Annotated in this window: 13 protein-coding genes; all 13 read left to right on the plus strand. The window is 40.6% G+C overall.

From position 1 onward, the window contains the following. Positions 1 to 39 precede the first annotated feature (39 nt). The 13 genes from rpoC to ROSEINA2194_RS08750 all read left to right on the plus strand — a co-directional run bounded on the left by rpoC (position 40) and on the right by ROSEINA2194_RS08750 (position 14,488). Positions 40 to 3,669, plus strand: a complete 3,630-nt coding sequence (gene rpoC, locus ROSEINA2194_RS08690; RefSeq protein WP_007885792.1) for a DNA-directed RNA polymerase subunit beta' — start codon at positions 40 to 42, stop codon at positions 3,667 to 3,669. A gap of 226 nt (positions 3,670 to 3,895) precedes the next feature. Next, positions 3,896 to 4,315 (plus strand): 30S ribosomal protein S12, encoded by a 420-nt coding sequence (gene rpsL, locus ROSEINA2194_RS08695; protein WP_007885793.1) that lies wholly within the window; start codon positions 3,896 to 3,898, stop codon positions 4,313 to 4,315. 298 nt (positions 4,316 to 4,613) lie between these two features. Further along, the gene (rpsG, locus tag ROSEINA2194_RS08700) at positions 4,614 to 5,084 is read left to right on the plus strand and encodes a 30S ribosomal protein S7 (protein WP_021923052.1); all 471 of its coding nucleotides are present in this window, start codon (positions 4,614 to 4,616) and stop codon (positions 5,082 to 5,084) included. A gap of 105 nt (positions 5,085 to 5,189) precedes the next feature. After that, positions 5,190 to 7,307 (plus strand): elongation factor G, encoded by a 2,118-nt coding sequence (gene fusA / locus ROSEINA2194_RS08705; RefSeq protein ID WP_044927529.1) that lies wholly within the window; start codon positions 5,190 to 5,192, stop codon positions 7,305 to 7,307. A gap of 216 nt (positions 7,308 to 7,523) precedes the next feature. Further along, the gene (tuf, locus tag ROSEINA2194_RS08710; RefSeq protein ID WP_007885800.1) at positions 7,524 to 8,711 is read left to right on the plus strand and encodes an elongation factor Tu; all 1,188 of its coding nucleotides are present in this window, start codon (positions 7,524 to 7,526) and stop codon (positions 8,709 to 8,711) included. 284 nt (positions 8,712 to 8,995) lie between these two features. Then, positions 8,996 to 9,775 (plus strand): DUF6033 family protein, encoded by a 780-nt coding sequence (locus tag ROSEINA2194_RS08715; RefSeq protein WP_118202410.1) that lies wholly within the window; start codon positions 8,996 to 8,998, stop codon positions 9,773 to 9,775. 300 nt (positions 9,776 to 10,075) lie between these two features. Beyond that, a complete protein-coding gene (locus tag ROSEINA2194_RS08720; RefSeq protein ID WP_007885807.1) occupies positions 10,076 to 10,282 on the plus strand; it encodes a hypothetical protein in 207 nt (68 codons plus the stop codon). Between the two features lie 54 nt (positions 10,283 to 10,336). After that, positions 10,337 to 10,756, plus strand: a complete 420-nt coding sequence (locus ROSEINA2194_RS08725; protein WP_007885809.1) for a hypothetical protein — start codon at positions 10,337 to 10,339, stop codon at positions 10,754 to 10,756. Positions 10,757 to 10,803: 47 nt separating this feature from the next. Next, on the plus strand, positions 10,804 to 12,162 hold the full coding sequence (locus tag ROSEINA2194_RS08730; RefSeq protein WP_007885811.1) for a M20 family metallopeptidase: 1,359 nt from the start codon (positions 10,804 to 10,806) through the stop codon (positions 12,160 to 12,162). A gap of 30 nt (positions 12,163 to 12,192) precedes the next feature. Beyond that, positions 12,193 to 12,678 carry an HD domain-containing protein gene (locus ROSEINA2194_RS08735; protein ID WP_044927546.1) on the plus strand — a complete coding sequence of 162 codons (486 nt, stop codon included), beginning with the start codon at positions 12,193 to 12,195 and terminating at the stop codon, positions 12,676 to 12,678. Between the two features lie 63 nt (positions 12,679 to 12,741). Further along, a complete protein-coding gene (locus ROSEINA2194_RS08740; RefSeq protein WP_007885814.1) occupies positions 12,742 to 13,440 on the plus strand; it encodes a hypothetical protein in 699 nt (232 codons plus the stop codon). 161 nt (positions 13,441 to 13,601) lie between these two features. Next, the gene (locus ROSEINA2194_RS08745) at positions 13,602 to 13,814 is read left to right on the plus strand and encodes a FeoA family protein (protein WP_044927530.1); all 213 of its coding nucleotides are present in this window, start codon (positions 13,602 to 13,604) and stop codon (positions 13,812 to 13,814) included. Positions 13,815 to 14,128: 314 nt separating this feature from the next. Next, positions 14,129 to 14,488: a BlaI/MecI/CopY family transcriptional regulator gene (locus ROSEINA2194_RS08750; RefSeq protein WP_007885816.1), complete on the plus strand. Its 360-nt coding sequence runs from the start codon at positions 14,129 to 14,131 to the stop codon at positions 14,486 to 14,488. Positions 14,489 to 14,641 lie beyond the last annotated feature (153 nt).

Here is a 14,641-nt window from a genome sequence, read left to right on the forward strand (position 1 = left end):
AGAGTCGATTCTGTAAAGTAGAGAAAGGGAGTGTCATAGATGCCAGAAACAACAAATAAAGAGGCAATTAACCAGTCTGTTTCATTTGATGCCATCCGTATTGGTTTAGCATCCCCGGAAAAGATCAGAGAATGGTCCCGCGGTGAAGTTAAAAAACCGGAAACAATCAACTATAGAACATTGAAACCGGAAAAAGATGGTCTTTTCTGTGAGAAGATTTTTGGACCTAGCAAAGACTGGGAATGTCATTGCGGTAAATATAAGAAAATTCGTTACAAGGGCGTTGTCTGCGACCGTTGTGGCGTTGAGATCACAAAATCCAGCGTTCGTAGAGAGCGTATGGGACACATCGAGCTTGCTGCACCTGTATCCCATATCTGGTACTTCAAAGGAATTCCATCCCGTATGGGATTGATCCTTGACTTATCTCCAAGAACATTGGAGAAAGTTTTATACTTTGCTTCTTACATCGTATTGGATGCAGGCAATACTGCATTACAGTACAAACAGGTACTTTCCGAAGGAGAATACCAGGATGCAAGAGAACAGTACGGCAATGCATTCCGTGTAGGAATGGGTGCTGAGGCAATTCAGGAATTATTACAGGCGATTGATCTGGAAAAAGATTCTGCTGAATTAAAAGCAGAGTTAGAAGATGCAACTGGTCAGAAACGTGCCAGAATCATTAAGAGACTGGAAGTTGTAGAAGCATTCCGTGAATCTGGAAACAAACCAGAATGGATGATCATGACCGTTGTACCGGTTATCCCACCAGATCTTCGTCCAATGGTCCAGTTGGATGGTGGACGTTTTGCTACCTCTGATTTGAATGATTTATATAGAAGAATCATCAACAGAAATAACCGTTTGAGAAGACTTCTTGAGTTAGGAGCTCCTGATATCATCGTTCGTAACGAGAAACGTATGTTACAGGAAGCTGTTGATGCCCTGATCGATAACGGTCGTCGTGGACGTCCGGTTACAGGACCAGGAAACAGAGCATTAAAATCCTTATCCGATATGTTAAAAGGTAAATCCGGTCGTTTCAGACAGAACTTACTTGGTAAACGTGTTGACTATTCAGGACGTTCCGTTATCTGTGTTGAGCCAAAATTAAAGATTTATCAGTGTGGTCTTCCAAAAGAGATGGCAATTGAATTATTCAAACCTTTCGTTATGAAAGAACTTGTTGCCAACGGATCTGCACACAACATCAAGAGTGCTAAGAAAATGGTTGAGAGACTCCAGACAGAAGTTTGGGATGTCTTAGAAGACGTTATCAAAGAGCATCCGGTTATGTTAAACCGTGCTCCTACACTGCATAGATTAGGTATTCAGGCATTCGAGCCAATCTTAGTAGAAGGTAAAGCAATCAAGTTACATCCATTGGTATGTACCGCGTTCAACGCCGACTTCGATGGTGACCAGATGGCTGTACATCTTCCATTATCTGTAGAGGCTCAGGCTGAGTGTAGATTTATGCTTCTCTCACCGAACAACCTGTTAAAACCATCTGACGGTGGTCTTGTAGCAGTTCCTTCACAGGATATGGTCCTTGGTATCTACTATTTAACACAGGAGAGACCGGGAGCTAAGGGAGAGGGCAAGATCTTCAAGAGTGTCAACGAAGCAATCCTTGCATACGAGAACGGAGCAGTAACACTTCACTCCAGAATCAAAGTCCGTATGACAAAGACAATGCCGGATGGAAAAGAAATCACAGGAGTTGTTGAGTCCACATTAGGACGTTTCATCTTCAATGAGATCATTCCTCAGGATTTAGGATTTGTTGACAGAAGCATTCCTGGCAATGAATTAAAACTGGAAGTAGATTTCCTTGTTGCCAAGAAACAGAACAAACAGATTCTTGAAAAAGTAATCAATATCCATGGTGCTACCAAGACAGCAGAAGTTCTGGATGCTGTAAAAGCTATGGGTTACAAATATTCCACAAGAGCAGCGATGACCGTATCCATTTCCGACATGACGGTTCCACCAGAGAAACCTGCAATGATCAAAGCAGCTCAGGATACAGTAGACAGAATTACAAAACAGTACAAACGTGGTCTTATTACAGAGGAAGAACGTTACAAAGAAGTTGTTGAGACATGGAAAGAGACCGATGATGAGCTTACAAAAGTGCTTCTGGAAGGTCTTGATAAATACAACAACATCTTCATGATGGCGGATTCCGGAGCCCGTGGTTCTGATAAACAGATCAAACAGCTTGCAGGTATGCGTGGTTTGATGGCTGATACAACCGGTAGAACAATCGAGCTGCCTATCAAATCCAACTTCCGTGATGGTCTTGATGTATTGGAGTACTTCATGTCTGCGCATGGAGCACGAAAAGGTATGTCCGATACAGCGCTTCGTACAGCCGATTCCGGATACCTTACGAGACGTCTTGTAGACGTATCACAGCATATGATCGTTCGTGAATCTGACTGCTGTGAAGGCAAGAACAGAGAAATCCCTGGTATGTGGGTAACTGCATTCATGGATGGAAAAGAAGAGATAGAAAGTCTTCAGGAACGTATTACAGGTCGTTTCTCCTGCAATACAATTTGTGATAAAGATGGCAATGTCATTGTAAAGGCAAACCATATGATCACACCAAAACGTGCAGCAGAAGTTATGAGCCGTGGTGTTGATGAGAATGGCAATCCTATCGAGAAAGTGAAGATCCGTACCGTATTATCCTGCCGCTCCCATATGGGTGTATGTGCAAAATGTTATGGAGCAAACATGGCTACCGGTCAGGCAGTTCAGGTTGGTGAGGCTGTTGGTATCATCGCAGCACAGTCCATCGGTGAGCCTGGTACACAGCTTACCATGCGTACTTTCCATACAGGTGGTGTTGCCGGTACCGATATCACACAGGGTCTTCCTCGTGTCGAAGAAATTTTCGAGGCAAGAAAACCGAAGGGACTTGCCATTATCACAGAATTTGGTGGCGTAGCTAACATCAAAGATACTAAGAAGAAACGTGAGATCATCGTTACAAACAATGAGACTGGTGAATCTAAGGCATACTTAATCCCTTATGGTTCCAGAATCAAAGTAATGGACGGCGCAGTGCTTGAAGCTGGTGACGAGCTGACCGAAGGTTCTGTAAATCCACATGACATCTTAAAGATCAAAGGTGTTCGTGCCGTTCAGGATTACATGCTCCGCGAGGTTCAGCGTGTATACCGTTTACAGGGTGTTGAAATCAACGACAAACATATCGAGTTGATCGTACGTCAGATGTTGCAGAAAGTCCGCGTTGAGACAAACGGTGATTCTGATATGCTTCCGGGAACATTAGTAGATACTCTTGATTTTGAGGATACAAATGAACTGCTTGAGAGTGAAGGAAAAGAAATGGCAGAAGGAAAACAGGTATTACTTGGTATTACCAAAGCTTCCTTAGCTACGAACTCCTTCTTATCGGCAGCTTCCTTCCAGGAGACAACAAAAGTTCTGACAGAAGCAGCTATCAAAGGAAAAGTTGATCCACTGATCGGTATGAAAGAAAACGTAATCATTGGTAAACTGATCCCGGCTGGTACAGGTATGAAGAGATACCGCAATATCAAACTTGATTCTGATGTCAATGAAAATGACGAGATTGATTTTGATGACGATTCTTTTGCAGATGAAGAATTTGCACCAGTAGAAGAATAAGATATTGAAATAAGAGAGGAATGGATGAAAATCTGTTCCTCTTTTTTCGTAATCATAATATCTGGTATAAAAAGCCAGATATTGGAAATGCTTTAAAAGCGTAAGAAAAATCTATGTAAAAGTGCTTGACATCTGGGATGGACACCTATATAATAATTTAGCGTGCACAAAAAGGCATGCAGTTTGAACTTTTTTGTTCACATAATATTAACAGGAGGTGAAAATAATGCCAACATTTAACCAGTTAGTAAGAAAAGGACGTCAGACATCTGTTAAGAAGTCTACAGCACCTGCACTTCAGAAGGGTTACAACTCTTTACAGAAGAGACCTACAGATGCTCCTTCTCCACAGAAGAGAGGTGTTTGTACAGCTGTTAAGACAGCTACTCCTAAAAAACCTAACTCAGCTCTTAGAAAGATCGCCAGAGTACGTCTCTCTAACGGAATCGAAGTAACAAGTTACATTCCAGGTGAAGGACACAACTTACAGGAGCATAGCGTTGTTATGATCCGTGGTGGACGTGTTAAGGACTTACCAGGTACAAGATATCACATCATCCGTGGTACACTTGATACAGCAGGTGTTGCTAACAGAAAACAGGCTCGTTCTAAATACGGCGCTAAGAGACCAAAGGCTTCTAAGTAATTTTTGATTACAGAATGAAGTAAAACCAATAGTATCACAAACAGAACTAAAAGGTTTAGTGTTGGAATTGTTTCACTAGAGATATATTTCCGCACGAACACTAAGGGGGAACAAGATTTTGTTCCGAGATGGGCTTGCCCATTTTACACATGTGAGTACCGTTGAATTAATCGAAATGAAGTTCACTGACAACATGTTGCATTGAACTTTCATTGCAAATGTTGCAGAGCCGGGAAACCGGACACAGTAAATGCAGGGAAGACCTGTATAGTAAATTATGATTAAGGAGGGAAGAACCGTGCCACGTAAAGGACATACTCAGAAAAGAGACGTATTAGCAGATCCAATTTACAATAACAAAGTCGTTACAAAGCTTGTCAATAACATTATGTTAGATGGTAAGAAAGGTGTAGCACAGAAAATTGTATATGGAGCTTTCGCAAGAGTAGAAGAGAAAACAGAAAGACCTGCTCTTGAGGTATTTGAAGAAGCCATGAATAACGTTATGCCTGTTCTTGAAGTAAAGGCTAGACGTATTGGTGGTGCAACATACCAGGTACCAATCGAAGTTAGACCAGACCGTCGTCAGGCTTTAGGACTTCGTTGGTTAACAACTTTCTCACGTAACAGAGGTGAGAAGACCATGGAAGAAAGACTTGCAAATGAAATCATGGATGCAGCTAACAACACAGGTGCATCTGTTAAGAGAAAAGAAGATATGCACAAAATGGCAGAAGCAAACAAAGCATTCGCTCATTACCGCTTCTAATATCATTTGCCATATGAATAGATACCGGGAGCAAAGCAACTTTGCTCTCAAGTATTATAAAAATGTTCTGCGCATATCGGCGTAGTAAATTAAGGAGGAAAAACCTTGGCTGGAAGAGAATATCCATTAGAGAGAACCAGAAACATTGGTATTATGGCTCATATTGATGCTGGTAAAACAACATTAACAGAGCGTATTCTTTACTATACCGGTGTTAACTATAAGATTGGTGATACTCATGAAGGTACTGCTACCATGGACTGGATGGAACAGGAGCAGGAAAGAGGTATCACAATTACATCAGCCGCTACTACATGCCACTGGACTTTGGAAGAGTTCACAAAACCAAAGAAAGGTGCTTTAGAGCATCGTATCAACATCATTGATACTCCTGGACACGTAGACTTTACTGTAGAGGTAGAGCGTTCCCTTCGTGTACTTGATGGTGCTGTCGGTGTATTCTGTGCAAAGGGTGGTGTTGAACCACAGTCAGAAAATGTATGGCGTCAGGCTGATACCTACAACGTACCTAGAATGGCTTTCATTAACAAGATGGACATCTTAGGTGCTAACTTCTACGGAGCTGTTGATCAGATTCGTACAAGATTAGGAAAAAATGCTATCTGTCTTCAGTTACCAATCGGTAAAGAGGACGATTTCAAAGGAATTATCGACTTATTCGAGATGAAGGCTTATATCTACAATGATGATAAAGGTGACGATATCACTGTAACAGATGATTTAGGTGATATGGCTGATGAAGCTGAACTTTATCATGCAGAATTAGTAGAGAAAGTCTGCGAGTTAGATGATGACTTAATGATGATGTACCTTGAGGGTGAGGAACCATCTGTTGAGGAGATGAAGAAAGTATTAAGAAAAGCTACATGTGAATGTACTGCTGTACCTGTTTGCTGTGGTTCTGCTTACAGAAACAAAGGTGTACAGAAGTTAATCGATGCAGTTATCGAGTACATGCCAGCTCCAACAGATATCCCAGCTATCAAAGGTGTTGACTTAGATGGTAATGAAGTAGAGAGACATTCTTCTGATGAAGAACCTTTCGCTGCATTAGCATTCAAGATCATGGCTGACCCATTCGTTGGTAAGCTTGCATTCTTCAGAGTTTACTCTGGTACAATGAACTCCGGTTCTTATGTATTAAATGCTACAAAAGATAAAAAAGAACGTGTTGGACGTATCTTACAGATGCATGCCAACAAACGTGCGGAATTAGATAAAGTTTACTCCGGAGATATCGCAGCTGCTGTAGGTTTCAAATTTACAACAACTGGTGATACAATCTGTGATGAACAGCATCCGGTAATCTTAGAGTCCATGGAATTCCCAGAACCAGTTATCGAGCTCGCTATCGAGCCTAAGACAAAAGCTGGACAGGGTAAAATGGGTGAGGCTCTTGCAAAACTTGCGGAAGAAGATCCTACATTCCGTGCTCACACAGATCAGGAAACTGGTCAGACAATCATTGCTGGTATGGGTGAGTTACATTTGGAAATCATCGTTGACCGTCTGCTTCGTGAATTCAAAGTAGAAGCTAACGTAGGTGCTCCACAGGTAGCTTACAAAGAGACATTTACAAAACCTGTAGATGTTGAGTACAAATATGCAAAACAGTCCGGTGGACGTGGTCAGTACGGACACTGTAAAGTTAAATTTGAGCCGATGGATCCAAACGGCGAAGAGACATTCAAATTCGAATCTACCGTTGTCGGTGGTGCTATTCCTAAGGAATACATCCCAGCAGTTGGTGAAGGTATCGAAGAAGCTGCTCAGGCAGGTATTCTTGGCGGATTCCCAGTTCTTGGTGTTCACGCTAACGTATACGATGGATCTTACCATGAGGTCGACTCTTCTGAAATGGCATTCCACATCGCTGGATCTATGGCATTCAAAGAGGCTATGGCAAAAGCTTCACCAGTATTACTTGAGCCTATCATGAAGGTAGAAGTTACAATGCCTGAAGAATACATGGGTGATGTAATCGGTGATATCAACTCCCGTCGTGGACGTATCGAGGGTATGGACGATATCGGTGGTGGTAAAATGGTTAAAGCATATGTACCACTTGCTGAGATGTTCGGTTACTCTACAGACTTACGTTCTAAGACACAGGGACGTGGTAACTACTCTATGTTCTTCGAGAAATATGAGCCAGTACCAAAATCTGTTCAGGAAAAAGTTCTTGCAGATAAATCCAAATAAATTCTGAAAAAAAGCATGGCTTATAACTGATTTCAGTTATTTCTGTGTAACAGAATCTAAAAACAATATTAAATCACAGAAATCCCTTAAAATAAGGGATTCTGTGATAAAAATAACTTGAAAAAGCTAAGATTATTTTATATAATCATAGATAGCCGAGTTATTAAATATAACAACTATAGCCAATATGGCATCAATTTAAGGAGGATATTCAAAATGGCAAAAGCTAAGTTTGAAAGAACAAAACCACATTGTAATATCGGTACCATTGGTCACGTAGATCATGGTAAAACAACTTTAACAGCAGCTATCACAAAAGTTTTATCTGAAAGAGTAGCTGGTAACGCAGCTGTAGATTTCGCTAACATCGATAAAGCTCCAGAAGAAAGAGAACGTGGTATCACAATTTCTACTGCTCACGTTGAGTACGAGACAGAGAAGAGACATTACGCACACGTTGACTGTCCTGGACATGCTGACTACGTTAAGAACATGATCACTGGTGCTGCTCAGATGGATGGAGCTATCCTTGTAGTAGCTGCTACTGACGGTGTTATGGCTCAGACAAAAGAGCACATCTTATTATCCCGTCAGGTAGGTGTACCTTACATCGTAGTATTCATGAACAAATGTGATATGGTTGACGATCCAGAATTATTAGAGTTAGTTGAGATGGAAATCACAGAACAGCTCGAAGAGTACGGATTCAATGACTGCCCAATCATCCAGGGATCTGCTTTAAAAGCTCTTGAAGATCCAATGGGACCTTGGGGAGACAAAATCATGGAATTAATGGATACAGTTGATTCCTATATTCCAGATCCACAGCGTGATACAGATAAACCATTCTTAATGCCAGTAGAGGACGTATTCACAATCACAGGTCGTGGTACAGTTGCTACAGGTAGAGTAGAGAGAGGAACACTTCACTTAAATGATCCACTTGAGATCTTAGGTGTTAAAGAAGATGTTCAGTCTACAGTTGTAACTGGTATCGAGATGTTCCGTAAACAGTTAGACGAGGCTATGGCTGGTGATAACATCGGTGCATTACTTCGTGGTGTTAACCGTGACCAGATCGTTCGTGGACAGGTTCTTGCTAAACCAGGTACTGTAACATGCCACAGAAAATTCACAGCTCAGGTTTACGTTTTAACAAAAGACGAAGGTGGACGTCATACTCCATTCTTCAACAACTATCGTCCACAGTTCTACTTCAGAACAACAGACGTTACAGGTGTTTGCGATTTACCAGATGGTGTTGAAATGTGTATGCCAGGTGATAACATCGAAATGACTATCGAATTAATTCACCCAGTAGCTATGGAGCAGGGTCTTACATTCGCTATCCGTGAAGGTGGCCGTACTGTAGGTTCAGGTCGTGTTGCTACAATCATCGAGTAATTTATAATTCATGACAATAGAATGCTAACGAAGTGTGCATTTTATTGTTTAACAGGTTTTGGATTATATTCCGCAATCCTTGAGTAATCAGGGGTTGCGGTTTCTTTATGTGAAAGCATTTTATTCAGAAAAAAATATGTTCTAATATCTAAAAAAGCAAACCTGATAAATAAGTAGGTTTGCTTTTTGTGTGTCAATTTTTCAGAAATTTGCCCGATATAATAAATAACAAGTAAATGCAAACGGATTTGCAATAACCGTATCGTGATATGGGAGGGAATGACATGGCAGTCAACACAGATTCAATTGTATCTAATCTTTACAGTACTTACAGTACACAGTCCAAAACTGGAAAAACAAATAAGGAAAATGTGATAGGTACAGAAAATTCCAAAGTTTCCAAGACAAACGGAAATTATGGTAAGACCATCGGAAATGCGAAGCTTTCTGAAGAAGGGGTAAAGTATTATCAGGAATTAAAGAAAAAGTATTCTAATATGGACTTTATTCTGGTGAGCAAAGAACAGAAAGCCAATGCACAGGCAAATGCAGCATCCTATGCAAATGGAAACAAAATGGTCGTTTTGATTGATGAAGAAAAAATCGAGCGGATGGCGACAGATGAAAATTATAGAAAACAGTACGAGGGCATTATTAAAAATGCAGCGTCCGGCTTATCACAGTTAAAATCCCAGATTGAATCATCCGGTCAGAGTCAGAACGTTGTAGGCTACGGAATGAAGGTTAATGATGGAGGAACAGCATCATTTTTTGCAGTTCTGAAGAAATCTTCTGCGGATCAGAAAGCGCGTATCGAGAAAAAAGCAGTCGAGAAGAAAGAAGCAAAGAAGGCAGAGGAAAAGAAAGCTGAGAAGAAGGAAAAGCAGGACAAGTTAAAGGAAGCACAGCAAACGTCAGATGATGACGATACCATTACGATTTCGGCAGGTTCAATTGAGGAACTGATCAAGAAAATCAATGATTATACGTTTTCCATGAAGAGCGACAATGTTCAGACAGAAGCAGAATTGCAGGTCGGACAGCATATTGATTTCCGTGGATAAAAAAGTTTGTATAGTGTACAAAAGGGCTTTCGGAAATACCGGAAGTCTTTTTTATGTACCGGGAAACTTGGTTCCCATTACAAAAAAACGTTCAGTGGGGATGCACGATATTCAATTCGCACACAGAAATGATTTATGGTATAATAAAGACTGCCGAGCGAAGCGAATGCCCGTCAGCCAGGGAAATCTCTGATTTTTCTGGCGTGCACTGCAATCTTAAATTAATCATATAACGATTATGAATCGTTTTATAATAACAAAGGAGCAGAGATAACACAATAATTGTCTCCAGACGAGAATATGAAATCAAATTTGATCAAAGATACAACAAAAGAGGAACGGATTGCGCTGATTAAGGCATGGATTCCAGATGATGACGGTTTACAGGACTGCGACATGGATCTCTGGGATATCTATGCAGATTATATTAATGGAAAACGTGAAATTGCAGAGATCAATGCGCAGATGACAGGTACATTTTATACAGAAGAAGATCTAAATCATTGAGAAAACGCAGATACTATAAGATATACCAAAAGCTTACATGGAGATGACCGAATCATGCAGTATACACCGAGAGATATTTTAAATTATGTTTATGAAAAAGAATTAGACACGCAGTTTCTTCTTGTAACGGCAAATCATGTGCAGGATTTTTCCATTGGAGAGATTACGGATAAGAAGATTGAAAAACGTGGGGAAGATTTTTATCTTGTTTCAAAGTCTTATCATTTGGATATAAAAATTACAGACGATGAGGTCCTGACCGCAGCTATAAATGGATTGTATATCAGTGCATTTATTTCCAGAAAAGATGACAATTACCGGGTGCATTTTCTGGTGCATCAATATCCGGATCAAATGAAGGCGAGATTTGAGGAGAAAATCACGAAAGATGTGGTTGATTATATGATCTATGGAACCATCATGGCTTTGCGGCTGGATACACCGGAAAAAGTGAACGCATATTTAGGTATATAAGAGATGTTTGAAACAAATTTTAATATATAGGAAAGGAATAAAGAATTATGAACATGAAAGAACAAATCCACACATTGTCAGAGGAAATGATAGCAAATTTAGGAAGATTAGTTGCAATTGATTCACAGCTCGGCACACCGAAAGAGGGAAAACCATTTGGTGCAGGTCCGGCAAAGGCACTGGAAGAAGGATTAAAAATTGCAGAAGAATTAGGATTTAAGACTGTAAATCTGGATCATTATTGTGGTTATGCAGAGATGGGCGAGGGAGAAGAGATCGTTGGTATTGCAGGACATTTAGATATCGTGCCGGTAGGCGGTGACTGGACTTATGATCCATTTAAGCTGACCAGAGAAGGCGACCATGTATATGGTCGTGGAACAACGGACGATAAGGGACCTGTTTTAGAGGCACTCTATGCGATGAAACTTCTCCGGGATTCGGGTGTAAAACTGAATAAAAGAGTCCGCCTCATCATGGGATGCAACGAGGAGACCGGCTCAAAATGTATGGAGCATTACAACGAGGTTGCGGAAGAGTTATCCTGTGGATTTACACCGGATGCCAATTTTCCATGTATACACGGCGAAAAAGGGCATATGTCTATGACAGCTTACTCGAAAAATACAAAAATCATTTCCATGAACGGTGGATTTGTGTCAAATGCTGTATGTGATACCTGTACAACTGTGATTCCAACAGAGGCGGGACTGAAAGAAAAATTAGAGGCTTCTCTTGCAGAGACAAAGCTTCAGCAGTATCGTGTGACAGAGGAAAATGGACAGATTACTATTTTTGCAAAAGGTGTACCTGCACATGCAAGTATGCCGGAACTTGGTGTCAATGCGGCCGGTGTGACATTTGAGTGCATGGAAAAAGCCGGATTTGAAGATGATTTTGTAAAATTTTATAATGAACATATCGGAACATCTTGTGATGGCGCTGGTGTAGGATTGAAATTTGAGGATAAGTATGGTGTCCTGACTTTATGCAACGGAATTGTCAAAACGGAAGATGGTATCATTTCATGCACGATCGATATCCGTGTGCCGGTGACATTGAAAGCAGCAGATGTCCGTACAATGTGTGAGGCAAGGTTAGAGGATGAAAATGGACGGATTGAGATTGGAGAAATTGGTGATCCATTATTTTTCCCAAGAGAATCTCCACTTGTAAATGCGCTGTACAAAGCATATGTAGATGTGACAGGTGACACAGAACATGAACCAATGGTGATTGGTGGCGGTACTTATGCAAAATCATTGAAGAATATCATTGCATTTGGACCGGAAAAAATGGGAATGGATTATCATATTCACAGCGCAGATGAATTTATCCTTGTTTCTGAGATGGAAGAGGCGGTTCTTATATATATGGAAGCGATTAAGAATCTGCTTGCTATTTAAGATTTGGAAGAAGCAAAGGAAGAAAACAATATGATCAACAGATTACATTATGAAATGATTCGTTTATACAGTGGAGATCCAATGCGAATCCAGCATTTCTGCAAGGTGCACAGCTATGCGAAGCTGATCGCGGAGATGGAGCACGTAGATGCAGACACTTTATTTATTCTGGAAGCGGCTGCGTTGACGCATGATATTGGTATCCATCTGTGTGAGGAAAAATACGGCAGTTCAAACGGAAAGCTTCAGGAAAAGGAAGGACCTGCGATTGCAGAAAAATTGTTAAAAGAGCTGCAGTTTGAGGAAAACGTGATCGAGCGTGTGAAATACCTGATCGCACATCATCATACTTATGATGCAATCGATGGTATTGATTATCAGATTCTTGTGGAGGCTGATTTTCTGGTGAATATTCTGGAGGATGGACTGGCGAAAGAAGCAGCTTTGCAGGCATATCAAAATATTTTTAAGACAGAGAGTGGAAAGAACATCTGTCAGGAAATGTTTGCGCTGTAATGAAAAAGCAGAAAATGATATTAATTTAGAATTTTACAGAAAACAACAGAGACAGGCGGCAACATGAATAGTAAAAAATTATCAGTCATTTTTTTTGTGGGTTTTACTATAATTTCAGGGTGTGGTAAATCTGTATCGGAGATAAAAGACAGTAATCTGGTCGAAAATGACACGTTAGAAGGAGATATTACGTTTTCTACAGAGGAGACAAGTGGGGATTCAAATGAAGGTTTTGTGCAGATGTCAGCAGATGAACTGCTGGACAGATTTGTAAATGGAGAAGTCAGTGCGCATTGTCTGTATGACACAGCGAAAACTTTTTATATTACAGAATTAGATATGGATAGCGAAGAGTGGGATGCTTATTCCATTGGAGATCGGGAAGATCTTGATAATGATGGAGAAGAGGAACTGATACTTTGTGGACCTTATGGCGGAAAATATTTGGATGCCAGAGATGGTGAAGTGTATGAATTTGCTGCAGGAGATGGGACAGCTGAAAGTCTGTCTTATACCTATTATCAGGGATATGTATGGATCTTGTACAGCAATGAGATGAACAGTGGTTACAAGGTTTATCATATGGAAAGATATGATGGGGCTGACAGCAAAGTGAATGAGATGGATTTTTCGGAAGAATACAGAGATGAAAATGATCCGGAAAAAGGTTCAATATACGTGATCAATAGCGACGAAGTTTCCGAAGAAACATATAATGAGCTGTGCAGCAGGATTTTTGCGGCGCAGATGAATACTTATTAACCGAAAGTTATTCAAAACAAACAGATTGTCATGTGGATAGCAGCAACAAAACCTTGAATTTCAGGGAAAAAATACCTGCAAAAAAAGTCTTTCCTAACCTTACATTTCCATTGACTAACAGGGCATACTGTTCTTACAATGAAAGAAAAGGGGGCATTTTTATGCAGAAATTATCAAAGGCTGCAATCGGAAGAAGCTATACGATCCAGTGGATGTTTGGTGTGCCGGAAGTCATGGATTTCCTGCGCGAACATCATGTGGAAGAGGGAGATAATATACAGATTATCCGAAAGCTGAAGGACGCATTGATCGTTGGGGTAAAAGGATCGAGATTTGCAATGGGAAATGAAATTGCAGACCGGATTCAGGTGTAAGAATTGCCGCATAGATCCTAAGTTGGAGAAAAGCAGCGTAAAGTCGTAAAACTGCGGGAAAATATAAAACGTAATAGAAAGATGGATTATAAAGTGTTGGAAAGTGACACCTTATAATCCGTCTTTTTTTAATTCATTTTTTTATTTTAAGATGAACAATGCTTCAAAAGATTTTATTTCTATTAAAATAATGAAATCTACTTGACAGACTGGTTTATTTTGGATAGGCTAAAACCATAAGGTTTATTCGGAATAAACCAAAAAGTAAGATCTGTTACAAATAAACCGACCATTTTAAATAAGGGGGGAAAACTATGGGAGATTACGAATTGGGCGCAATCCAGACAGAATTTGCAGAACTGATCTGGGAGAGAGAACCGGTCAGTTCCGGGGAATTAGTGAAGCTGTGCAGCGAGCAGTTTGAGTGGAAGAAATCCACAACCTACACGGTGCTCCGCAAACTCTGTGAGAAAGGCATCATGAAAAATGAGGACGGCGTGGTCACTTCCATTGTGTCCAGGGAAGCCTTTTATGCTGCAAAGAGCGGACAGTTCGTGGAAGAGACATTTCAGGGTTCCCTTCCGGCATTTATCGCAGCGTTTGCTTCCGGAAAGAAGCTGTCGAAAAAAGAAATGGATGAGATACAACAGATGATTGATGATTTCAGGGCTTAGCAGAAAATCAGGCGGACAGTGTTGCCGGAGCGGCTGCGTCCTATGAGCAGGTGATAGATGAGTACCGGGATATGGTGCAGAACCATTTTTATATGGATTTGCAAGCTAAAGACAGGGATGCTTATGAGAAGAGTTTCGAACCGGGTATTGGAG

The organism is Roseburia inulinivorans DSM 16841, from assembly GCF_000174195.1.
Lineage (GTDB): Bacteria > Bacillota > Clostridia > Lachnospirales > Lachnospiraceae > Roseburia > Roseburia inulinivorans.